The sequence below is a fragment of the Streptomyces sp. NPDC008001 genome (assembly GCF_042958085.1).
GTDB lineage: Bacteria > Actinomycetota > Actinomycetes > Streptomycetales > Streptomycetaceae > Streptomyces.
Genome location: NZ_JBIBIZ010000004.1, coordinates 317,059 through 338,125, shown reverse-complemented (window position 1 = coordinate 338,125; position 21,067 = coordinate 317,059). Strand labels below are relative to the sequence as shown.

Sequence of the window (21,067 nt, the reverse complement as noted above, 5' to 3'; positions counted from 1 at the left end):
GCGCCGTCACTCAGGGTTGTCTGCGAGTGATTTCGCCGCCCGGACGCAGTGCGCGAGGGCCGTGCGGGCATATGCGGGCGAAGCGCCCGCGAGACCGCACGAGGGAGTGACGACCACGGACTCCGCGAGAGTCTCCGGTGCCAGCCCCAGCCTGCGCCACAGCGTCCTGACACCCATGACGCTACCGGCAGGGTCTGACAACGGGCCGTCCGTGCCGGGCACCACGCCCACGAACAGCGCGGTACCCGCCTCGACCGCCTCTCCCACCGCTTCTTCCTCACGCTCGGTGAAGAGCGAGAAATCGAACGAGATGCCCTGGAATCCGGCGCGGCGCAGCAGCGCGAAGGGCACGCCGGGGGCGCACGAGTGCACGACGGGCGCCTGGCCGGTGGTCTCGCGGGCCACCGTCACGAGGTCGCGCAGGGCGCCCTCGACCACGGTCCGGTCGACGGCCCGGTAGGTGCGGTACCCGCTGGCGGTGCGCACGTGCCCGGTGAGGACGGCGGTGAGGGACGGCTCGTCCAGCTGGAGCACGATGCGGGCGCCGGGCACCCGCCGCTGCACGTCGGCGAGGTGGTCGCGCAGGCCCTCGGCGAGGGAGGCCGTGAGGTCGCGGCAGGCGCCCGGGTCGCCGAGCGCGGCCTCGCCGCCGCGCAGCTCCAGGGCGGCCGCGAGGGTCCAGGGGCCGACGGCCGAGACCTTGAGCGCCCCCTCGTAGCCCTGGGTGTACTCCTCCAGGGCGTCGAGGTCCTCGCCCAGCCACGAGCGGGCGCGCTTGGTGTCGCGCCCCGGCCGGTCGCTGATGCGCCATCCGCTGGGCTCGACGTGCGCGTAGACGTCGACCAGCAGGCCGGTGGTGCGGCCGGTCATGTCGGCCCCGGGGCCGCGGGCGGGCAGCTCCGGGAGGTACGGCAGGGCCTCCAGGGACCCGGTGACGGTCTTCGCGGCTTCCCGGGCGTCACCCCCGGGCATCGATCCGATGCCGGTGGCCGCCGCGGCGCCCCAGCTCTTTCCCTCGCCGGCCGGACGGCCGCCGGTCCCCTGCTCGTTATTGCTCTTCTCGCTCACGCAGGAAGCCTACGGGGCGTACGGCGGCCGGTGCGCAGGCCGAGCCAGGCGACCAGCCCCGCCGCCGCGTAGGCGCCCGCGGTCATCCCGAAGGAGGCCGCCGCGCCCGGGTACCAGCCGTCCGTGGCGGCGAGCCCGGCACTCACCGCGGCGACGCCGACGAGGGAGCCGATCTGGCGGTTGGCGTTGAGCGCGGCACCCGCGATGCCGGAGTGCTCGGTGCCGGCCGACTCCATGGTGGCGCCGGTCATCGCCGGGGAGGCCATGCCGATGCCGGCGTTGAGCACCGCGAGGACGCCGGCGAGCACCCAGTACGGCATGCCGGGCGAGACGGTCAGGGCCAGGGCGGCGGTGCCGGCGGCGGAGGTGGCGAGGGTGACGGTGAGGATCACACGGTTGCCGAGGCGGGGGCCGATCCTGGCGTAGAGGACGTTGCCGAGGAGCCAGACGGCCTGGACGGGCAGCAGCTCCAGGCCGGCCTGTACGGGGCTCGCCCCGCGGGCGTTCTGCAGGAAGAGACCCAGCATGAACAGCCCGCCGAAGAGGCCGAAGTTGAAGAGGAAGCCGATGGCGTTGGCGGCCGGGAAGCGGGCGTCGGAGAAGAGCGCACGGGGCAGGACGCGGTGCGCGGCGCGGCGCTCGCGGACGACGAAGGCGGCGCCCGCGAGGACGGCCACGGCGAGCGGCAGCAGCACCCGCGGCGCGGCCCAGCCCAGATCCGGGCCCTCGATCAGCCCGAAGCTGAGGGCGGCCAGGGCGAGCAGGCCGAGCGCGTGGCCGGCCGCGGCGAGCGGGGCGGGCCGGCCGGGCAGGGGCGCGACGAAGCGGCGGGCGAGCACGAGGCCGAGGAGGCCGAGGGGCAGGTTGACCAGGAAGACCGAGCGCCAGCCGAACGCGCCGACGAGGAGGCCGCCGGCGGCCGGGCCCGCACCGGCGGCCACGGAGACGATCGCGGACCACAGGCCGAGGACGCGGGCCCGCTCGCGGCTGCCGGGGAAGGCGGCGAGGAGCAGCGTCAGGGAGCTGGGCATGAACAGGGCGGCACCGGCGCCCTGCAGGGCCCGCCCCGCTATCAGGACGCCGGCCCCGGGCGCGGCCGCGGCCAGCAGCGACGCGGCGGTGAAGAGGGCGAGCCCGGCGAGGTAGGTCCGGCGGGCGCCGTAGCGGCCGGCGAGGGAGCCGGCCAGGAGCAGGAGGGCGGCGAAGGTGAGGGCGTAGCCGCTGACGACCCAGGTCAGGCCGGAGAGGGAGAGCCCGAGGCCCGCCCGGAGGGAGGAGCCGGCGACGTTGATGATCGTGACGTCCAGGGCGGCCAGGACGAAGCCGAGGGCGAGGGTGAAGAGGGTGAGCCCGGGCCGGGCGGGGGCGGCTGCGGAGGCTGCGGGAGCCGTGGGGGCCGCAGGGGCGGCGGGGGCGGCTGCGGGGGCCGCGGGCCGGGCCTCCTGCGCACGAGACTGAGCGATCATGAAAGTAGTTAAAGCTGTATCGATTACACACGCAATCATTACAGCTATAACTTTGCGAGGGCTATACGGAAGCCCCCGGGGGACATCCCCCGGGGGCTCCACGGCCGGACGCGCCGGATCCCGGATGCGCCGGATCCCGGACGCGTCAGATCCCGGACGCGTCAGATCCCGGACGCGTCAGATCCCGGTCTGCGCTCCGTCCAGCGCCCTCGCCAGCTGGTCGCGCAGGAGCGCCCGCTCCTCGTGCGACATGTGGTCCAGCGGCGAGTCGCGCCCGATGCGGCGCAGCAGCTCCAGCCGCAACTCCCGCCCCGCCTCGGTCAGCACGAGCTGCTTGGCCCGCCTGTCCTGCGGATGCGGCTCGCGCACGACCAGGCCGCGCTTCTCCAGCTTGTCGATGACGTAGGTGACGTTCGGCGGCTCGCAGCACAGGACGGCCGCCAGTTCGCGCGCCGTCTTCGGCCGCCCCAGTTCCTCCAGGGCCTTCGCCTGCGTCGGCGTGAGGTCGAACTCGGCGCTGCGCCCGCGCTGATGCGCGTCCATGCGCTTGTTGAGCTCGACGACCAGGGCGCGTATCTCCCTGACCGAGCACCCGACGGCCGCGGTGTCCTGCACTGCGCTGCTGCTCATGCCGTCAGCGTACGCCGCCGCGTCAGCGGCCGGGCCGGACGGACAGGTCGTTGATCTCCGCGTCGCGCGGGAGGTCGACGGCGAGGAGGATCGTCGTCGCGACGGACTCGGGGTCGATCCACCGCGCCGGGTCGTACGGCTTGCCCTCCTGCTGGTGCACCTTCGCCTGCATGGGGGTCGCGGTGCGGCCGGGGTAGACGCTGGTGACGCGCACGCCGGCCGCGTGCTCCTCGGCACGCAGCGAGTCGGCGAGCGCCTTCAGGCCGTGCTTGCTCGCGGCGTACGCGCCCCACGTGGCGTGGGCGTTCAGCCCCGCGCCCGAGTTGACGAAGACGACGTGCCCCTTCGTCACCCGCAGCTGCGGCAGGAAGAGCCGGGTCAGCTCCGCCGGGGAAACCAGGTTGGCCGCCAGCGTGCTGTTCCACGTCTTCGGCGTCAGCTCGCCGACGGTGCCGAGGTCGACGACGCCCGCGATGTGCAGCAGCGTGTCGACGCGGTCCGGCAGCGGTTGTTTGTCGAGCGCCCAGGAGAGCCGGTCGGGGTTGGACAGGTCGGCCACGAGGGTGCGGGCACCCGGGAACTCCGCCGCCAGCTCCCTGGCCCGGCCCGCGTCCCGCGCGAAGAGGTGGACCTCGTCGCCCCGGTCGAGGAGCCGGCGCGCGACCGCCGCCCCGATGCCGGAGCCGGCCCCGGTGATCAGATGTGTTGCCATGGGAGCCAGCTTGCCCTACCGCGCGGACTATCGCAGACCTGCGGACTCCTCCAGGTAGGCCATGGCGCCCACCCCGTCCTCCGCGAAGAACACGAGGGCGGTCAGCGGAAGGGGGAGGAAGCCCTCGCCCTCCATGCGCTGGAACTGCTCCTTGAGGCCGTCGTAGAAGCCCGCCGTGTTGAGCAGGACGACGGGCTTGTCGTGGATGCCGTGCTTCTTCAGCTCCAGTATCTCCGTGGCCTCGTCCAGGGTGCCGGTGCCGCCGACCATGATGACGACGGCGTCGGCGCGGGCGAGCAACTGCGCCTTGCGCTCGGCGAGATCGCGGGTGACGACCATCTCGTCGGCGTTCCGGCGGGCCCGCGCCGCGAGGAACTCGACCGACACGCCGACCAGCCGGCCGCCGCTCTCCTGCACCCCGTCCGCCATGACCTTCATCAGCCCGGACTCCGAGCCGCCCCACACGAGCGTGTGCCCGCCGCGGCCGATGAGCTCGGCGAACTCGCGGGCGGGAGCGGTGTAGCGGGCGTCGAGGTCGGCGGCGGAACAGAAGACTGCGATGTTCATGAACGCCACCGTACGGGGCGTCCGTACGGGGTCGCACCGCCCGGGCCCCTGTGGGCCGTTTTCGGCCCCTTTCCTGTCCCCGTTACGGCCCCGTTCGGTTGCGGGTTCGTCACAGGGAGCGGCCTGGTTTGGAGCCTTGTAAGTGCGCTGTTAGCGTGACGTGCACTCGTCAGCGGGGCGCTCAACAGGCGCTGTTTCCGGCCAATTATCGGGGGAATTTCCAGTGAAGCTTCGTCATGTCCGCGCGGCCGCCGTCTTCGGGATCGCCGTCGTCGCCCTGACCGGAGCCCGCGGTCACCACGGCGCCAGCTGCAGCGGTGGCAGCTCCGGCCACCACAGCAGCAGCTCCACCTCGGGCGGTACGAGCACGACGGGCGGCACGACCGGCAGCACGACCAGCGGCGGCACGAGCACCGACGGGGGCCTCACGACGGGCGGCACCACCACCAGCGGCTCCACGAGCAGCGGTTCGACGACGAGCGGACTCACCTCCGGCGGCACCACCACCGGTGGCAGCAACGCGGACGCCTCGCGCGACCTCAGGATCGTCAGCTGTGACTACAGCGACGCCCGCGGCATCACCGCGAAGATCAGCGTCACCAACCCCAGCCTGACGGACAACTACACGTACACGTTCGCGGTGAAGTTCACCGACTCGAACGGCACCGTCATCGGCACCCGCAACCGCACCATCCCCTTCGTCGGCCCCGGCAAGACCGACACGCAGGACGTGTCCCAGGTGTACGTGCCGAAGGCGGGCGCCAGCGTGAGCGGCAAGTGCGAGGTCAACAACGTGATGCGCACCAAGTCGTAACGGGTGCGCCGAAAGCCCCCGCGCGCCCGGCCGGGCGCGCGGGGGCTTTCGGCATGCGGGGCGGGGGTGCGGTCAGGCGCTGTGCGCCGCCTGCGCCGCCGCGCGCTCGGTGGTCGCGATCGTCGCCGAGCCGACCACGCGCGTGCCGTCGTACAGCACGATCGCCTGGCCGGGGGCCACGCCCCGGACCGGCTCGGTGAAGCGGACGCGCAGCTCCTCGCCGACGAGCTCCGCGGACACCTCGGTCTCGCCGCCGTGGGCGCGCAGCTGGGCGGTGTACGTGCCGGGGCCCTGCGGGGCCACGCCGCACCAGCGGGGGCGGATCGCGGTCAGGGCGGTGACGTCGAGGGCCTCGACCGGGCCCACCGTCACCGTGTTGTTCACCGGCGAGATGTCCAGGACGTAGCGCGGCTTGCCGTCCGGGGCCGGGTGGCCGATGCGGAGACCCTTGCGCTGGCCGATCGTGAAGCCGTACGCGCCCTCGTGCGTGCCCACCTTCGCGCCGGTCTCGTCGACGATGTCGCCCTCGGCCCTGCCCAGGCGCTTCGCCAGGAAGCCGCGGGTGTCGCCGTCGGCGATGAAGCAGATGTCGTGGCTGTCGGGCTTCTTCGCCACGGCCAGGCCGCGGCGCTCCGCCTCCGCGCGGATCTCGTCCTTCGTGGTGACCGTGTCGCCCAGCGGGAACATCGCGTGGGCCAGCTGCCGGTCGTCCAGCACGCCGAGCACGTAGGACTGGTCCTTCGCCATGTCACTGGCGCGGTGCAGCTCGCGGGTGCCGTCCTCGTTGACGACGACGGTGGCGTAGTGGCCCGTGCACACGGCGTCGAAGCCGAGGGCGAGCGCCTTGTCCAGCAGCGCCGCGAACTTGATCTTCTCGTTGCAGCGGAGGCAGGGGTTGGGCGTGCGGCCGGCCTCGTACTCGGCGACGAAGTCCTCCACGACGTCCTCGCGGAAGCGTTCCGCCAGGTCCCAGCAGTAGAAGGGGATGCCGATCACGTCCGCGGCGCGGCGGGCGTCGCGGGAGTCCTCGATGGTGCAGCAGCCGCGGGCGCCCGTCCGGAACGACTGCGGGTTCGCGGACAGCGCGAGGTGCACGCCCGTCACGTCGTGCCCGGCCTCGGCGGCGCGGGCCGCGGCCACGGCGGAGTCCACACCCCCGGACATGGCAGCGAGCACGCGGAGCCCCTTGCGGGGGGCCTGGGGATCGGGGGCACCGGGGAAGTCAGTCATAGCCCTACCAGAGTACGGGGGCGGCTGGCGCCGTGGCGCGGGGGTTTTCGGAGGGGGTGCCGATACGGCGTGGGGCGCCCCTCGGTGCCCGGCGACACCGGACAGCCCGATGCCGGCCGGCACCGCCGGACAGCACCGTCCCGGCTGCTCGCCGTCGCGGCGGAAAGTGCTTGCCCGGAACCGGCCGCAGGCCCGTGCGCGTTTCGGGGAGAGAGGGGAACGCGCACAGCAGGGGGGCACACGTGGATGGGGAGCACATCTCGCGGCGGAAGGTGATCGTCGGGGGAGGTGCCGCCCTCGCTGCCGCGGCTGCCGGGTATGCCGGGCGGGACGGGATCGAGCGGTGGTGGTGGCGGGTGTCCGGGCGGGAGAGACCCCGTACCGACGGCGCCGTCGACCACCCCGGCGCCGAGTGGGCCGCCGCCTCGTCGGCGAACTGGCGGCGGGCGGAGCGGCCGGACGACTACGCGGTCGACCGCATCGTCGTCCACGTGGTCCAGGGCGGCTACGGCGACGCCCTCCGCGTCTTCCGCGACCCCCTGCACCGGGCGGCCGCGCACTACGTCGTCCGCAAGGACGGGCACGTCGCGCAGACCGTCCGCGAGCTGGACGTGGCCTTCCACTCGGGCAACCGCGCGTTCAACGAGCGCAGCGTCGGCATCGAGCACGAGGGCTACGTGGACCGGCCCGCGGACTTCACGGACGCCATGTACACCGCCTCCGCCCGGCTCGCGGCCGGTGTCTGCGCCCGGTACGGGATACCCGTGGACCGCACGCACATCGTCGCCCACTCCGAGGTGCCGGGGACCGATCACACCGACCCCGGCCCCCACTGGGACTGGGACCGCTACCTGCGGCTCGTACGGGCGGCGGCCGCCGCTAGCTGAGGCCCGCCGAGCGCGCCCGCTCCACCACCGGCCCGATGGCCTCCGTCACGGCACGGACGTCGTCCTCCGTGGACGTGTGCCCGAGGGAGAAGCGCAGCGTCCCGCGGGCCAGGTCCGCGTCGGTGCCCGTGGCGAGGACCACATGGCTGGGCTGGGCCACGCCCGCGGTGCACGCGGAGCCCGTGGAGCACTCGATGCCCTGGGCGTCCAGGAGGAGCAGCAGGGAGTCGCCCTCGCAGCCGGGGAAGGAGAAGTGGGCGTTGGCGGGCAGGCGGCCGGCCGGGTCGGGGTCGCCGCCGAGGACGGCGTCCGGGACGGCGGCCCGGACCCCGGCGACGAGCCGGTCGCGCAGGGCGCCGACCTCGCGGGCGAAGTCCGCGCGCCGGGCCGCGGCCAGCTCGCCCGCGACGGCGAAGGCGGCGACGGCGGGCACGTCGAGCGTGCCGGAGCGCACGTGGCGCTCCTGGCCGCCGCCGTGGAGCAGCGGCACGGGGGCGTACTGGCGGCCCAGGAGCAGGGCGCCGATGCCGTACGGCCCGCCGACCTTGTGGCCGCTGACGGTCATGGCGGCGAGCCCGGAGTCCGCGAAGGAGACGTCGAGCTGCCCGAAGGCCTGGACGGCGTCGGCGTGCAGGGGCACGCCGAACTCGGCCGCGGCGGCCGCCAGTTCGTGCACCGGCATGACGGTGCCGATCTCGTTGTTGGCCCACATGACGGTGGCCAGGGCGACGTCGCCGGGGTTGCGGGCGATGGCCTCGCGGAGGGCGTCGGCGTGCACGCGCCCGCAGGAGTCGACCGGCAGGTACTCCACCGTCGCGCCCTCGTGCTCGGCGAGCCAGTCGACCGCGTCGAGCACCGCGTGGTGCTCGACGGGGCTGGCCAGGACGCGCGTACGGGCGGGGTCGGCGGCCCGGCGCGCCCAGTACAGCCCCTTGACGGCGAGGTTGTCGGCTTCCGTGCCGCCCGCGGTGAACACCACCTCGCTGGGGCGCGCGCCGAGCGCGGCGGCGAGGGACTCGCGGGCCTCCTCGACGGTGCGGCGCGCGCGCCGCCCGGCGGCGTGCAGCGAGGAGGCGTTTCCGGTGAGGGCGAGCTGGGCGGTCATCGCCTGCACCGCCTCCGGGAGCATCGGGGTGGTGGCGGCGTGGTCGAGGTAGGCCATGGTGGGGACGATTCTACGAGGCCGGTCCGGGAACGGCACCGGGCGTTCCGGCCCCCGGGCGCCGGTAGAGCTCCGCCGTCGCCGCCGCCACCCCCGCCAGGTCGTCCCGGACCTCTTGCGGGGAGAGGACCTCGACGTCGGGGCCGAAGGACAGCAGGGCGCGGGCGGACCGGAGTTCGGGCAGGCGGAGCTCGACGGTGGCGGGGTCGCCGGCGGAGGGCGGGGCGGCGACGGAGGGGCCGTGGAGGCGCAGGAACATGTCGAGCCGCGAGCGCCGCACGGTGGCCGTGACGCGCACGTCCGCCGGCCGCTGCTCGACCTCGCGCCGCAGGACGTCCCACGCGTCGGCGAGTTCCACGCCGGCCCGGCGTCGCACGGGGTCCGGGGTGACGGTCACGGCGGCGACGCGGTCGGTGCGGAAGAGCTGCGGGCGGGCCCGCCGGTCGGCGACGAGGTACCAGACGCCTGCCTTGGCGACGAGGCCGTAGGGGTCGACGGTGTACGTACGGGGGTGCTCCTGGCCCCCGTGCCGGTAGCGCAGGCGCAGCCGCCGGTCGGTGAGGACGGCGGCCTGCAGTTCGCCGACGTCGACGGCCGGCGCGGGCGCGGGGCCGCCCAGCCAGCGGACGGGGTCGACGAGGATGCGGCGGCTGGTGGCCTCGGCGGCGGGGCGGTGCGGGGCGGGCAGGGCGGCCATGACCTTGCGCAGGGCGGAGCCGAGGGCGCCGTCGAGGCCGAGGTCGGCGTGGGCGCTGCGGGTGCCCAGCACGAATAGGGCGCGGGCCTCGTCGGCGGTGAGTCCCGTGACGTCCGTGCGGTAGCCGGGCAGCAGCGCGATGCCGCCGTGCCGGCCGCGCTCGGCGTAGACGGGCACGCCGGCGGCGGAGAGGGACTCGACGTCGCGGTAGACGGTGCGGACGGACACCTCCAGGCGGTCGGCGAGTTCGCGGGCGGGCACGCGGCCGCGGGTCTGGAGGAGCAGCAGGGTCGACAGCAGGCGGTCGGATTTCACCGCTCAAGGATGACCCCGGGGCCGGGGGAAAACCTGACGGGGGTTGTCAGGTTAGGGCGGGATGCTCTGCGTGTTCCCGGCGGACCCGTCGCTTGCCCGGCGGCCGCCCGACCGTTCACACCTGGAGTCACCCATGACCGGCACCGCTGCCCCCACGGACCCCCGCCCCCTCCTGGAGCGCGCGGTCGCTCAGATCGCGGCCCTGATCGAGGCCGTGCCCGCGGAGCGGCTCGGCGACCCGACCCCGTGCACGGAGTTCGACGTGCGGGCCCTGCTGGGGCATCTCGTGGCGGGCGCGATCGACGGTGCGCAGCTCGGCGAGACCGGCGCGGTGGAGTGGAGCAAGCCGCCCACGGACGTCGCGGACGACGGCTGGGGCCGGGCCTACGGGGCGGCGCGGGAGCGGCTGACGGCTGCGTGGGCGGACGACGCGACGCTGGAGCGCCCGGTGAGCGTGGAGTGGGGGACGTTCCCGGGGGCGGTGTACCTGACGTCGGGGATGGTGCTGGAGAGCGTCACGCACGCCTGGGACCTGTCGCAGGCGCTGGGGCACCCGCTCCCCCTCGACCAGGAGCTCGCCGAGCTCGCCCTGGGCTGGGCGCAGCGGTTCCTGCCGGCGGACCGGCGGGGGCCCGGGGTCCCGTTCGGGCCGGTGCGGCCCGCGCCCGAGGGCGCGGACGCGTACGCGCGCCTGGCGGCGTGGCTGGGCCGCGAGGTGGCGTAGCCCCGGACGGTTCTCCGGGTACGGGGGTCCGGGAGAGCCGCGGCGCTCAGCGCCTCGGTGCCACCGCCAGCTGCCGGGACTGGGCCACGAGCCGGTCCTCGCTGTCCCAGATCTCGGCGTCCTCCTCCAGGAAGCCGCCCGCGAGGTTGCGCGTGGTGACGGCGACGCGGACGGGCCCGGGGGCGGGCCGGCAGCGGATGTGGGCGGTCAGCTCGACGGTGGGGACCCAGCCGGTCAGACCCATCTCGAAGGTGGTGGGCGGGAGGGCGTCGACCGCCAGCAGCAGGGCGAGCGGGTCCATGGGGCGGCCGTCGGCGAGCCCGAACCAGCCGCGCATCTCGCCGCGGCCGCTGGGCGCGCCGGCCGCCCAGCCGGCGGTGGCGGGGTCGAGGCGGATGTCGAGGCGGCGGGCGATCTCGGCGAGGGGGTGGGAGCCGTCGCCGTCCTCGCTGCCCGGGCAGTGCTCGTACGGGGGGAGGGCGGGCGGCTTGGCCGTGGTGCGGACGTCGTCGCCGAGGTCGCCGAGGTCGCCGTAGGTGGCGAGGACGCGGATCCGCTCGACCTCGCCGCCGTCCTCGTCGTACTGCAGGAGGGAGGCCTGGCCGGTGGAGAGGGCGCGGCCGGTGCGCACGGTCTGGGTGCGGAGGACCGCGGGGCCGGGCCGGGAGACGGACAGGTAGTGCGCGGTGACGGTGAACGGGTCGGGGTGGGGCAGCTCCGCCGCCAGGCCCCGGCCGAGCAGGGCGAGGAGGAAGCCGCCGTTGACCGCTCCGTTGATGGTCCACCCGGCGGGGAGTGCGGCGTCGTGCACGCCGGGGCCGCGGGTGGTCACCGCGGTGTCGCGGTCGAATTCGCTGTCACCGATGATCGCCTGTGCCATGCCGGTCACGCTACACCCCGAAGTTACTCATGGGTAGATTCCGGGTGAAGGATCAACGACCGGCCGGTGCGGCGCCCCTCAGACCTCTTCGGCGGCCGCGCTCCGCCGGTGCCACGCCCGCGGCGCGCGCCAGTGGAAGCGCATCGCGAGCAGCCGCAGCACGAACGCCGTCACCACGGGCACCGCGTACGTCGGGCCGTCCAGCGCGCCGAAGCGGAGCAGCAGCGCGGCCAGTGCGGCGCCGACCATGGCCGGCACGGCGTACAGGTCGCGGTCCCAGCGCAGCAGCGAGGGCACCTCGTGGGCGAGTATGTCGCGCAGCACGCCGCCGCCGACCGCCGTGGCCAGCCCCAGCGTGGCCGCGAAGACGAGACCGAGCCCGTGCCCGTACGCCTTGACCGTGCCCGTGACGCAGAACAGCCCGAGGCCCGCGGCGTCGAAGACCCCCACCGCCTTGGTGATCCGCTCGACCTCCGGGTGCAGGAAGAACACGATCACGGTCGCGAGCAGCGGCGTGAGGAAGTAACCGAGGTCGGTGAAGGCCGCGGGCGGCACGGCTCCGATGATCACGTCCCGGATCAGCCCGCCGCCCAGCGCCGTGACCTCCGCCAGCACCGCCATGCCGAAGACGTCGAAGTTCTTCCGCACGGCGAGCAGCGCGCCGGAGATCGCGAAGACGAAGATCCCGGCGATGTCCAGCGAATGCTGGACGGAGGGACTGAACAGGTCGGTGAGCACCAGACATTCTTACTCGGCCCGGACACCGTTTCGGACGCTCATCCTCCGGTCGCCCCCGCCACGGCCGGCTCCGGCGCGTTCTCCGGGTGGTGGCAGGCCACCTGGTGCCCCGGTTCGAGCGCCACCAGCGGCGGCTCCTGCACCTTGCACACCTCGGTCGCCTTCCAGCACCGGGTGTGGAAGCGGCAGCCGGGCGGCGGCGAGATCGGCGAGGGCACGTCGCCCTTGAGCAGGATCCGCTCCCGCTTGGTGCGCCGCTTCGGGTCGGGCACCGGCACCGCCGAGAGCAGCGCCTTGGTGTACGGGTGCATCGGCTTCGTGTAGAGCGACGTGCGGTCGGTGAGCTCCACGAGCTTGCCGAGGTACATCACGGCGATGCGGTCCGAGACGTGGCGGATGACCGACAGGTCGTGCGCGATGATCACGTACGTGAGACCCAGCTCGTCCTGGAGGTCGTCGAGCAGGTTGACCACCTGGGCCTGGATCGACACGTCCAGCGCGGAGACCGGCTCGTCGGCGACGACGAGCTTCGGCTTGAGCGCGAGGGCCCGCGCGATGCCGATGCGCTGCCGCTGGCCGCCCGAGAACTCGTGCGGATAGCGGTTGTAGTGCTCCGGGTTGAGCCCCACCAGCTCCAGCAGCCGCTGGACCTCCTTCTTCACCCCGCCCTCCGGCGTGATGCCCTGCAGCTTGAAGGGCGCGCCGACGATGGTGCCGACGGTGTGCCGGGGGTTCAGCGACGAGTACGGGTCCTGGAAGATCATCTGGATGTCGCGCCGCATGGGGCGCATGCCGGCCACCCCGAGGTGGCTGATGTCCCTGCCCCGGAACGCGACCCGGCCGCCCGTGGGCTCCAGCAGCCGGGTGATCAGCCGCCCCATGGTGGACTTGCCGCAGCCGGACTCCCCCACCACGCCCAGGGTCTCCCCCGTGCGGACGTCGAAGGTGAGGCCGTCCACGGCCTGGACGGCGCCGACCTGCCGGCGCAGCAGCCCCTTGGTGATCGGGAAGTGCTTGACCAGGCCCTCGACCGTGAGGAGGGCCTCGGGCCCGTCGGACGGCGGCGCCTGCTGCCCGGGAATCGTCATCTCGTGGTCCTTCACAGCTTGGGCGCGATCTCTTCGGTCCAGATGCGGGTCCGCTCCTCCTGGGGCAGGTGGCAGGCGGACCAGTGCCGGCCGCCGGCCCCGGCCCCGTCCCCCGTGACGAGGCGCAGCTCGGGCCGCTCCGTGCGCGTGATGCCGCCCGGGGGCACGTCGGCGTACGGGCAGCGCGGGCTGAAGGCGCAGCCGGACGGCACGTTGATGAGGCTGGGCGGGGAGCCCTTGACGGGGATCAGCCGCTCGGTCTGCTCGCGGTCGATGCGCGGCATGGAGCCGAGCAGGCCCCAGGTGTACGGGTGCTGGGGCTCGGAGAAGACCTGCTCGGCGGGCCCGCGCTCCACGCAGCGGCCCCCGTACATCACCAGGATGTCGTCGGCCAGCTCGGCGACGACGCCCAGGTCGTGGGTGATGACGATGACCGCCGAGCCGAACTCCTTCTGCAGGTCGCGGATGAGGTCGAGGATCTGCGCCTGCACGGTCACGTCCAGGGCGGTGGTCGGCTCGTCGGCGATGAGCAGCTCGGGGTTGTTGACCAGCGCCATGGCGATCATGGCGCGCTGGCGCATGCCGCCGGAGAACTGGTGGGGATAGTCGTCGACCCGGCGGTCCGGCTGCGGGATGCCGACGCGGTCCAGCAGTTCGACGGCCCGCTTGAGGACGGTCTTCTTGCCGGCGCCGGGGTGGTGCACCCGGTACGCCTCGGTGATCTGGTGGCCGATCGTGAAGTACGGGTGCATGGCGGAGAGCGGGTCCTGGAAGATCATGGCCATCTCGCGGCCGCGCAGCCGCCGCACCTCGTCGGGCCCGGCGGTCATCAGCTCCTTGCCGTCGAGCCAGATCTCGCCGGAGATGCGGGCCTTGCCGCGCCCGTACTGGCCGACGGTGTGCAGGCCCATGATGCCGAGCGAGGTGACCGACTTCCCCGAGCCCGACTCGCCGACGATGCCGAGCGTCCTGCCCTTCTCCAGCTGGAAGGAGAGCCCGTCGACGGACTTGACCAGGCCGTCGTCGGTGGGGAAGTGGATGCGCAGGTCGCGCACTTCGAGAAAGGCCGTGGGGGGCGGTCCCGCGGACACGGCCTCCACGGCGGTGCGGCCGCGCTTTCCTGCGGCGGGGACGCCCTTGCCGGCGGGGGCGTCCCCCGGGCCCTGGGCGGGGACGGTGGTCACGAGAGCCTCACTCGGGGGTCGATCACTGCGTACAGGAGGTCCACGACCAGGTTGGCGAAGACGACGGCGGAGGCCGTGATGAGCGTGACGCCGAGGATCATCGGCAGGTCGCGTTCGTTGATCGCCGCCACCGCGGCCTGGCCGAGGCCGGGCAGGCTGAAGGCCGTCTCGGTGAGGATGGCGCCGCCGACCAGCGCCCCGAGGTCCATGCCGAGCACGGTGAGGATCGGGGTCATGGTGGAGCGCATCGCGTGCTTGCCGATGACGACGGGTTCGGCGAGCCCCTTGGCGCGGGCGGTGCGGATGTAGTCCTCGCCGAGCACCTCCAGCATGGTGGCGCGCGTCAGCCGCGCGTACATCGCCGCGTAGAGGAAGGCGAGGGTGACCCAGGGCAGGATCAGGCCGCCGAACCAGCTCCCGGGGTCGTCCGCGAAGGACGTGTACTCGCCGCCGACCCAGCCGAGCTTGTACTTGAAGACGGCGAGCGAGAGCAGGGCCGTGAAGTAGATCGGCAGCGAGACGCCGCTGAGCGCCACGGTCATGGCGGTGCGGTCCCAGACGGTGCCGCGCTTGAGGGCGGAGACGACGCCGGTCAGGACGCCGCCGGTCACCCACAGCACGCAGGCGCCGCCGGCGAGCGAGAGGGTGACGGGCAGCCGGCTCGTCAGCTCGGGCCAGATGGGGCTCTCGTGCCGGAACGAGTAGCCGAAGCAGGGCGCCGGGCAGTGGACGGAGTCCCCGGTGCTGACGTAGTCCCGGCCGGCGAAGAGGCCCGTGACGAAGTTCCAGAACTGTTCGAGGATCGGCTTGCCGAGCCCCAGCTTCTGCCGGATGCCCTCGATGGCCGCCGGGTCCGCCTGCTTGCCGACGTACATCAGCGCGGGGTCGGTCCCGGTGAACTTCGGGATCGCGAAGAAGATGCCGAAGGTCACCAGGATGACCACGAGCAGCATCACGATGACGGCGAACAGCCGCCTGACGATATAAGCGAACACTGCGGTCGGCCCGGCGGCGGTCCGGCGGCGCCCCCCTGGGGAAGAGGGGGGCGTCCCCGGCCGTCGCGCTCGGCCCTCACCTGCCCTTCGGGCCTAGCGGCGGGTGCGCCGGCGGAGCGGACGGTCTGTCACTTGACGACGCCCAGCGAGACGTAGTCGTAGCGGCCGTTGTAGGCGTCGGCCGTGTAGACGTTGGTCAGCCGGGAGCTGCGCCAGATGATGTTCTTCTCGTAGGTGAAGGGCAGGTACCAGGCGCCCTCCATGACCTTCTTGTTGGCCTCCTGGTAGATCTTCCCGGCCTTGTCCGGGTCGGTCTCCGCGATGCCGTCGTCGATGAGCTTGTTGACGGCGGGGTCGTCGAGCTCGGGGTAGTTCTGGTTGCCGCTCTGCTGGATGAAGCGGCCGTCGACGATGGGCTGGAGGAAGCCCTGGCCGCTGGGGAAGTCGGAGCCCCAGCCCATGATGATGATGCCGTAGCCCTTGGCCTTGACGTTCTTCGGCGAGCCGATGATGCCGCTGTTCTGGGCGCCGTCGTACTTGTCGATCTGCGCGTCGATGCCGATGGCCTTCATGGACGCCTGCAGCGACTCGGCGGAGGCGACCTCCTGCGGCTTGTTGTTGCGCACCGCGATCGTCGTCTTGAAGCCCTCCGGCTTGCCGCAGGCCTTCAGCTCCTCCTTGGCCTTGGCCACGTCGGGCTTGCCCGCCTTGATGTTGTACGGGTCGTAGCCGGCGTCGAAGCCCTTGACGACCGGCGGCAGCATGCTGATGCCGAGGTCGCCGCCCGCCTGGGGGCCGCCGCGCGCGGTCTGCAGCGAGGTGTGGTCGGCGCCGTAGATGACGGCCTTGCGGCAGTGCTCGTTGTCGAACGGGGCGACGGTCTTCGGGAAGGCTGCGTACCGGATGAAGCCGGTCTGCGGGTTGTCGATGTTGCCCTTGTGCTCCTTGAGGGCCTTCTGGCGGCCCGCCGAGCCCATCCCGGTGGCGTTCAGGTCGACGTCGTAGTCGCCCTTGATCAGCCGGTTGTCCATGTCGTCGGCGTTGGTGATCAGGGCGACCGAGATCTTGTCCGGCAGGGCCTTGCGGACCGGGTCGGACTCCTTCTTCCACTGGTCGTTGCGGACCAGTTCGAGGCCCTTGTTCGGGGTGTAGGAGACGAACTTGTACGGCCCGTTGGAGAACGGCTTCTGGCCGTACCGCTCGCCGGTGTCCTTGTCCGGGCGGACCGGGGCCGCGGCGGGCAGCGCGAGCATCTGCAGGAAGTCGCCGTTGGGCCTGGGGAGTCTGAAGACGATCGTCTTCTCGTCCGGCGTCTCGATCGCCTTCAGCCCGAGCTTGTCCTTGCTCTCGTCCTTGTACGGTCCCTTGTACGTCTTGTCGGGGTCCAGGACCTGCATCAGCCAGGTGGGACCGCCGGAGATCTTGTCGGTGGCCCAGGTGCGCTCGATGCCGTACTTGATCTGCTGCGTGGTGACCGGCTGCCCGTCCTCCCAGGTCAGCCCGTCCCTGAGGGTGAAGGTGTAGGTCTTCTTGTCGTCCGAGACCTTGCCGGTGTCGGTGGCCATGTCCGGCACCACCGTGGAGCTCGCGGCACCGGCCGCGGGCTTGGGAGTGACCAGCGTGCGCGTGTAGTAGCGGGCGAAGTCCCACATGAATCCGTAGTAACCGCGCTGCGGGTCCCAGGAGTCGGCGTCCTGCGTGCCGATGAACTTCAGCTCGCCGCCCTTCTTGTCCGACGCGCTGGCGATCTTGTCGACCGCGGCGTCGAAGCCCGGGCCCTTGCCGTCCCCGCCGCTCTTGCCGCCGCCACCGCCGCCGCAGGCGGCCGTCGTGACCAGGGCCGCGACCACGAGGGCCGCCCCCGCGGCGGGCCTCCGCCTCGAAGTTCTCTGTGTTCTCAAGGTGTCGCGACCTCCGTGATCGTCGCCGCCCGGGAACGGGCCGGCGGGTTTGCGGACAGAGCCTCCTGACGGACCGACAGGGGCGGTGGGACACGAGCGGATCGGCGGGCACGGGCCCCCGGGCGGGCCTAGCGCGAACCCTTCGGGTCCAGAGCGTCCCGGACACCGTCGCCGAAGAGGTTGAAGGCGAGGACGGTGACGAAGATGGCGAGACCCGGAATGATCATGAAGATCGGGTCCGCCTCGTAGTGGTCGACGGCTCTGGCGAGCATCTCGCCCCACGATGCCGTGGGGGGCTTGACTCCGGTACCGAGGAAGCTGAGGGCGGCCTCGGTGAGGACGTTCGTGGGGATCATCAGCGTGGTGTAGACGGTGATCGGCGCCACCAGGTTGGGCAGCAGCTCGCGGAAGAGGATGTAGCCCCGGCCGGCCCCCAGGCTGCGCGCGGCCTCGACGTACTCCCGCTCTCTGAGCGAGAGCGTCTGGCCGCGCACGATGCGCCCGATGTAGGGCCAGCCGAAGAAGCCGATCACCGCGATCAGCACGCCCATGCGCACGCCCGAACCGGTCAGCCCCCAGAGGGAGTCGGGGACCACCGAGACCAGCGCGATGATGAACAGCAGCTGCGGGAAGGCCAGCAGGAGGTCCATGACCCGGCTGATCACCGCGTCGACCCAGCCGCCGAAGAAGCCGGCGACGATGCCGAACACCGTGCCGAGGAAGACCGCGACGACGGCCGACAGGAAGGCCACCAGGAGCGAGACGCGGGCCCCGTAGACGATGCGGCTGAAGACGTCGCGCCCGTTCGTGGGCTCGACGCCGAAGAGGAAGTCCGAGTTGATGCCGCCCCAGTCGCCCTTGGGCGTGCTGAAGAGGGGGTCGATCTGGTCCTCGTGGAACTCGTTGGGCGGGTGGCCCAGCGCGCTCACGATCAGCGGGGCGAAGATCGCCACGAGGATGAGCAGCAGCACGACGGCGCCGCCGGCCAGGGCGAACTTGTCGCGCTTCAGTCGGATCCAGGCGATCCGCCAGGGGGAGCGGCCCTCGATCGCCCCGGCCGGGACGTCGGCGGCGACATCGACGGCCGCGGTCTGCGCCGCGTCCGTGTCGTGCAGTGGTGCCGTCATCGTCTGGTGGACCCCTCTCGGCCGGCACGGGCCGGCCCAACGCCCGCCGCGCTTGCGGCTGGTTCACATCACTGGTGCGAAAGGTGCGTGAGAAGTGCGGTGCAGGTGCGACACAGGTGCGATGGTGCGTGAAGTGCAAGAAGTTGCAGGAAGTGCACGCGGAGCAGGTCGTACGCAGGACCGGGAGTCCTTGTGGCGGGAGTCTTCAACGCCCCCGCGATCACCCGCCAGACCCGGTTGGCAAAGGATGCGCAACCGTGATGTGTGGAGAAGAGTTCCGTTATGCGGACAAGGGCGGCCGGATAGGGGCCGGGGAGGGCCGTCAGTAGGCGCCGGTCTGCGGCGGATAGCCGTAACCGGAAGGCGCCGCGGGCGCCCCGTGGGCGTCGCGGTCGTAGAACGGGCGGCCGTTGGCCCGCATCCACATCGCGACCGGATCGTGCTCGTCCGACATCGCGACCGTGGACACCGGCAGGCCGTCCGGCACCGCGCCGACCGACTGCTGCATCATCAGCCGCACGGACTCCACGGACCCCGGCGACGTGTCGTAGAGGTCCAGGCCGATCGCCAGATACGCGCTGCCGAGCGCGGGCTGCACCCAGGCGCGGCGCAGCGAGCGCACCGCCGGGGTGCGGTGGGCGTTCTGCCCGAGGAGGGCGTAGAACTGCGGGATCTCGACCGCGGGCTCGCTCAGGCGCAGCGGCCCGGCCGGCAGCCGGTCCAGGCCGCCGGCGATGCGGCGCAGGTCGAGCCAGGGGATGCCGACACCACCGCCGGGCGCGTGCGGGTTGAGCCACAGGCCCCAGCGGCCGGGGTAGAGGGCCTCGGCGACGGCGCGACCGGAGATCACCTCGTGGGCGCGGTTCCAGCCGCTGGCGGCCAGCTCCTGTGCGGACGTCACGCACGGGGCGTAGCCGAGGCCTTCGACCTCCATGTTGCCGTACTGGGCGTCGGGGGAACCGGCCTGGCCGTGCCAGAGCAGCATCCAGACCCTGCCCTCGGCCAGCGACCGCAGCAGCGCCTCGTACGCGTCGTACCGCCCGGGCGCCACTTGGCGCAGCATCTGCTCCACGCCGCTCTCCGCGCCCGCGCTCACCTGGGTCCGCCTCTTCTCTCGGCCTTGACTGCTGCTGCGACCCGGCGGGCGCCGGCGCGCCCCCGTGGTCGTCCGACCAGCTTACGAGCCCGCCGGGGCGGACAGGGGCGGAGTCACAGGTCGCGGTCGTAGAACGGACGGATCCGCTCCCGCATCCAGTCACCGACCGGGTCCCGCGCCACGTCCAGGAAGACCAGCTGGACGGGCCAGGGCACGGGCACGGAGCCGAGGGCGCGGCCGAGGGCCTCCAGGGCGGCGGTGCGGCTCTCCGGGTCCGGAAGGTCCAGTTCGGCACCGATGAACAGGGCGGGAGGGGCGCCCTCGATGCTGGCGAGGGCGCGGCGCGCGGTCCGGACGACGCGGGCGGCGGTGAACTCCAGGCCCGCGGCGGCCAGGAAGGCGGTGGGCTCGTCCTGCCAGTCGGGCTCAAAGAGCCGCACCCGGCCGCCGGTGGCGTCGCCGTCCAGGGCGGTGCGGCCGGCCCGGCACAGCTCGGCGACGGCCGGCGGGGGCAGCGGTGCGCCCACGGAGCCCTCGGGGTTGACGACGATGCCCACCTGCGGGGGCAGGCCGCGGGCGAACTCGACGGCCGGGGCGACGGCGTACGGCATCCGCTCGCCGGCGACGCGCAGGAGCTCGCCCTCGGAGCTGAAGACGGGCACGAAGGCCGCGCCGTCGAGCTCCAGCGTGGGCACGTCGAGGTCGGGGCTGTCCGGGCCGCCGCCGGCCGGAAGCGGAATCCAGACGTGGCTGCGGCCGAGCGCCTCCACGATGCGGGGGCCCGCGCCGGGCACGCCCACGGAGGCGGCGAGCGCCTCTTCGAGCTCATTGGCCGGCCAGGCGGGCGGGGCGGCGCCGGGGGCGCCGGGGGTGCTGCTGCCGGCGGCCGGGCTCCAGCCGCCGTACTGCCCGGGGATGCTCATCTCGTCCAACTCGTCCAACGCCGTCCAACCACCGTCTCGACAAGGCCGCACCCGCACCCTAACGGCTGAACCCCCGGACACCTCCGCCGGCGGGCGGAATCGCCGGTGATGTCCCAGGTCAGGGCCGTCCGGACGGGCCGCCACCCACTCCTGTCACGCCACCCTGCGTGTCCGCCGTGTTGCGCAGGGACACCACCGGCCACAGGGTGGTCGGACAGCTGCCCGACCGAAGGGAACTCCAGCATGCGTGTCACCAAGTTCGCCGCGTCGGCGATAGCCGTCGCCGCCTGCGGTTCCGTCGCCGTCGCCGTCGCGGGCCCCTCCCTGGCGGCCGTGAACGCACCGGACCCCGACATGTCCGTCGTCGTGGCCCCGGACCGCCGGGTACCGCCGGCGGCCGCGCTCCAGCAGCAGCTCGACGCGGTCGGTGCGCTGGGGGAGACGCTCACGCTGGTCTCCCGGATCGGCAAGGAGTCCCAGTCCCGGACGCCGGACGTGGCGGCGCTCAAGGAGCTGCAGCAGCGGGTGCGTTCGTCGACGGCGCGGCTCGCGGACTCCGTGCGGCAGGCCCCGCCCGGAACGGGCCGTCAGGCGGCCGACCCCGCGGGCGACGTGAGGGACCTGCTGGCGAAGCTGGCGGCGGCGATCCAGAAGCTGATCGACGCGGCGGAGAAGAAGGACGCGGCGGGCGTCCAGGCGGCGATCACGGAGGCCCTGACCGTCGTGAAGGAGCTGCTGGCGAAGCTCCCCGTGGCGCCCGGCGGCGCACCCGTCACGAGCCGGCTGCCGCTGTAAGGGGCACTGCGGAGACGCCGGGGAACGCCCGGAAAGCACCGCACCGGGCTCGCGTCTCCGCCCCTCCC

General features: G+C 73.2%; 21 protein-coding genes. 4 read left to right on the top strand and 17 right to left on the bottom strand.

The window, feature by feature from the left end; genetic code table 11:
- Positions 1–6 precede the first annotated feature (6 nt).
- From ACFZCD_RS13115 to ACFZCD_RS13095, 5 genes are all read right to left on the bottom strand, one after another.
- The gene (locus tag ACFZCD_RS13115; RefSeq protein ID WP_391830032.1) at positions 7–1,068 is read right to left on the bottom strand and encodes a methionine synthase; all 1,062 of its coding nucleotides are present in this window, start codon (positions 1,066–1,068) and stop codon (positions 7–9) included.
- Positions 1,065–2,534 (bottom strand): DHA2 family efflux MFS transporter permease subunit, encoded by a 1,470-nt coding sequence (locus tag ACFZCD_RS13110; protein ID WP_391830030.1) that lies wholly within the window; start codon positions 2,532–2,534, stop codon positions 1,065–1,067. Before ACFZCD_RS13110 ends, ACFZCD_RS13115 begins: the two co-directional genes overlap by 4 nt.
- A 177-nt stretch (positions 2,535–2,711) precedes the next feature.
- Complete coding sequence (locus ACFZCD_RS13105) at positions 2,712–3,164, bottom strand: MarR family winged helix-turn-helix transcriptional regulator (protein WP_391830028.1); 453 nt, start codon at positions 3,162–3,164, stop codon at positions 2,712–2,714.
- Positions 3,165–3,186: 22 nt separating this feature from the next.
- Entirely contained in the window at positions 3,187–3,876 is a 690-nt protein-coding gene (locus ACFZCD_RS13100) for an SDR family oxidoreductase (protein ID WP_391830026.1), read from the bottom strand.
- A gap of 27 nt (positions 3,877–3,903) precedes the next feature.
- Positions 3,904–4,443 (bottom strand): TIGR00730 family Rossman fold protein, encoded by a 540-nt coding sequence (locus tag ACFZCD_RS13095; protein ID WP_391830024.1) that lies wholly within the window; start codon positions 4,441–4,443, stop codon positions 3,904–3,906.
- 223 nt (positions 4,444–4,666) lie between these two features.
- Here ACFZCD_RS13095 and ACFZCD_RS13090 point away from each other — a divergent pair, with 223 nt between their 5' ends.
- Positions 4,667–5,257: a hypothetical protein gene (locus tag ACFZCD_RS13090; RefSeq protein ID WP_391830022.1), complete on the top strand. Its 591-nt coding sequence runs from the start codon at positions 4,667–4,669 to the stop codon at positions 5,255–5,257.
- 72 nt (positions 5,258–5,329) lie between these two features.
- On the opposite strand, the gene mnmA is transcribed toward ACFZCD_RS13090, so the two are convergent.
- A complete protein-coding gene (gene mnmA / locus ACFZCD_RS13085) occupies positions 5,330–6,487 on the bottom strand; it encodes a tRNA 2-thiouridine(34) synthase MnmA (protein ID WP_391830020.1) in 1,158 nt (385 codons plus the stop codon).
- A 242-nt stretch (positions 6,488–6,729) separates the two neighbouring features.
- Between mnmA and ACFZCD_RS13080 the strand changes: the two genes are divergently transcribed.
- Positions 6,730–7,374: an N-acetylmuramoyl-L-alanine amidase gene (locus ACFZCD_RS13080; protein WP_391830018.1), complete on the top strand. Its 645-nt coding sequence runs from the start codon at positions 6,730–6,732 to the stop codon at positions 7,372–7,374.
- Here ACFZCD_RS13080 and ACFZCD_RS13075 read toward each other — a convergent pair.
- A complete protein-coding gene (locus ACFZCD_RS13075; RefSeq protein WP_391830016.1) occupies positions 7,367–8,536 on the bottom strand; it encodes a cysteine desulfurase family protein in 1,170 nt (389 codons plus the stop codon). The two genes, ACFZCD_RS13080 and ACFZCD_RS13075, sit on opposite strands and share 8 nt — an antisense overlap.
- Positions 8,537–8,549: 13 nt before the next feature.
- On the bottom strand, positions 8,550–9,548 hold the full coding sequence (locus tag ACFZCD_RS13070) for a helix-turn-helix transcriptional regulator (RefSeq protein ID WP_391830014.1): 999 nt from the start codon (positions 9,546–9,548) through the stop codon (positions 8,550–8,552).
- Between the two features lie 133 nt (positions 9,549–9,681).
- Here ACFZCD_RS13070 and ACFZCD_RS13065 point away from each other — a divergent pair, with 133 nt between their 5' ends.
- Entirely contained in the window at positions 9,682–10,272 is a 591-nt protein-coding gene (locus ACFZCD_RS13065; RefSeq protein ID WP_391830012.1) for a TIGR03086 family metal-binding protein, read from the top strand.
- Positions 10,273–10,318: 46 nt separating this feature from the next.
- On the opposite strand, the gene ACFZCD_RS13060 is transcribed toward ACFZCD_RS13065, so the two are convergent.
- From ACFZCD_RS13060 to ACFZCD_RS13020, 9 genes are all read right to left on the bottom strand, one after another.
- Positions 10,319–11,152, bottom strand: a complete 834-nt coding sequence (locus tag ACFZCD_RS13060; protein WP_391830010.1) for a thioesterase family protein — start codon at positions 11,150–11,152, stop codon at positions 10,319–10,321.
- 78 nt (positions 11,153–11,230) lie between these two features.
- Positions 11,231–11,890 (bottom strand): trimeric intracellular cation channel family protein, encoded by a 660-nt coding sequence (locus ACFZCD_RS13055; RefSeq protein WP_391830008.1) that lies wholly within the window; start codon positions 11,888–11,890, stop codon positions 11,231–11,233.
- A 38-nt stretch (positions 11,891–11,928) separates the two neighbouring features.
- Positions 11,929–12,978: an ABC transporter ATP-binding protein gene (locus ACFZCD_RS13050; protein WP_391830006.1), complete on the bottom strand. Its 1,050-nt coding sequence runs from the start codon at positions 12,976–12,978 to the stop codon at positions 11,929–11,931.
- An 11-nt stretch (positions 12,979–12,989) separates the two neighbouring features.
- Positions 12,990–14,078 (bottom strand): ABC transporter ATP-binding protein, encoded by a 1,089-nt coding sequence (locus ACFZCD_RS13045; RefSeq protein WP_391830380.1) that lies wholly within the window; start codon positions 14,076–14,078, stop codon positions 12,990–12,992.
- Positions 14,079–14,158: 80 nt separating this feature from the next.
- Positions 14,159–15,157 carry an ABC transporter permease gene (locus ACFZCD_RS13040; protein ID WP_391830004.1) on the bottom strand — a complete coding sequence of 333 codons (999 nt, stop codon included), beginning with the start codon at positions 15,155–15,157 and terminating at the stop codon, positions 14,159–14,161.
- 128 nt (positions 15,158–15,285) lie between these two features.
- On the bottom strand, positions 15,286–17,058 hold the full coding sequence (locus ACFZCD_RS13035; protein WP_391830002.1) for an ABC transporter substrate-binding protein: 1,773 nt from the start codon (positions 17,056–17,058) through the stop codon (positions 15,286–15,288).
- A 128-nt stretch (positions 17,059–17,186) separates the two neighbouring features.
- Positions 17,187–18,185: an ABC transporter permease gene (locus ACFZCD_RS13030; protein ID WP_391830000.1), complete on the bottom strand. Its 999-nt coding sequence runs from the start codon at positions 18,183–18,185 to the stop codon at positions 17,187–17,189.
- Between the two features lie 322 nt (positions 18,186–18,507).
- Positions 18,508–19,248 (bottom strand): enhanced serine sensitivity protein SseB C-terminal domain-containing protein, encoded by a 741-nt coding sequence (locus ACFZCD_RS13025; protein WP_391830379.1) that lies wholly within the window; start codon positions 19,246–19,248, stop codon positions 18,508–18,510.
- Between the two features lie 146 nt (positions 19,249–19,394).
- Positions 19,395–20,204: an enhanced serine sensitivity protein SseB gene (locus tag ACFZCD_RS13020; RefSeq protein WP_391830377.1), complete on the bottom strand. Its 810-nt coding sequence runs from the start codon at positions 20,202–20,204 to the stop codon at positions 19,395–19,397.
- Positions 20,205–20,447: 243 nt separating this feature from the next.
- On the opposite strand from ACFZCD_RS13020, the gene ACFZCD_RS13015 reads away from it, so the two are divergent.
- Positions 20,448–20,999, top strand: coding sequence for a hypothetical protein (locus tag ACFZCD_RS13015; RefSeq protein ID WP_391829999.1), 552 nt, complete (start codon positions 20,448–20,450; stop codon positions 20,997–20,999).
- Positions 21,000–21,067: the final 68 nt, after the last annotated feature.

Bases quoted from the DNA above. Each gene is read 5' to 3' on its own strand.
- ACFZCD_RS13015 (WP_391829999.1), top strand. From the start codon at position 20,448: ATGCGTGTCACCAAGTTCGCCGCGTCGGCGATAGCCGTCGCCGCCTGC.
- ACFZCD_RS13100 (WP_391830026.1), bottom strand. From the start codon at position 3,876: ATGGCAACACATCTGATCACCGGGGCCGGCTCCGGCATCGGGGCGGCG.
- ACFZCD_RS13095 (WP_391830024.1), bottom strand. From the start codon at position 4,443: ATGAACATCGCAGTCTTCTGTTCCGCCGCCGACCTCGACGCCCGCTAC.
- mnmA (WP_391830020.1), bottom strand. From the start codon at position 6,487: ATGACTGACTTCCCCGGTGCCCCCGATCCCCAGGCCCCCCGCAAGGGG.
- ACFZCD_RS13060 (WP_391830010.1), bottom strand. From the start codon at position 11,152: ATGGCACAGGCGATCATCGGTGACAGCGAATTCGACCGCGACACCGCG.
- ACFZCD_RS13030 (WP_391830000.1), bottom strand. From the start codon at position 18,185: ATGACGGCACCACTGCACGACACGGACGCGGCGCAGACCGCGGCCGTC.
- ACFZCD_RS13050 (WP_391830006.1), bottom strand. From the start codon at position 12,978: ATGACGATTCCCGGGCAGCAGGCGCCGCCGTCCGACGGGCCCGAGGCC.
- ACFZCD_RS13110 (WP_391830030.1), bottom strand. From the start codon at position 2,534: ATGATCGCTCAGTCTCGTGCGCAGGAGGCCCGGCCCGCGGCCCCCGCA.
- ACFZCD_RS13020 (WP_391830377.1), bottom strand. From the start codon at position 20,204: ATGAGCATCCCCGGGCAGTACGGCGGCTGGAGCCCGGCCGCCGGCAGC.
- ACFZCD_RS13075 (WP_391830016.1), bottom strand. From the start codon at position 8,536: ATGGCCTACCTCGACCACGCCGCCACCACCCCGATGCTCCCGGAGGCG.
- ACFZCD_RS13105 (WP_391830028.1), bottom strand. From the start codon at position 3,164: ATGAGCAGCAGCGCAGTGCAGGACACCGCGGCCGTCGGGTGCTCGGTC.
- ACFZCD_RS13025 (WP_391830379.1), bottom strand. From the start codon at position 19,248: ATGCTGCGCCAAGTGGCGCCCGGGCGGTACGACGCGTACGAGGCGCTG.
- ACFZCD_RS13065 (WP_391830012.1), top strand. From the start codon at position 9,682: ATGACCGGCACCGCTGCCCCCACGGACCCCCGCCCCCTCCTGGAGCGC.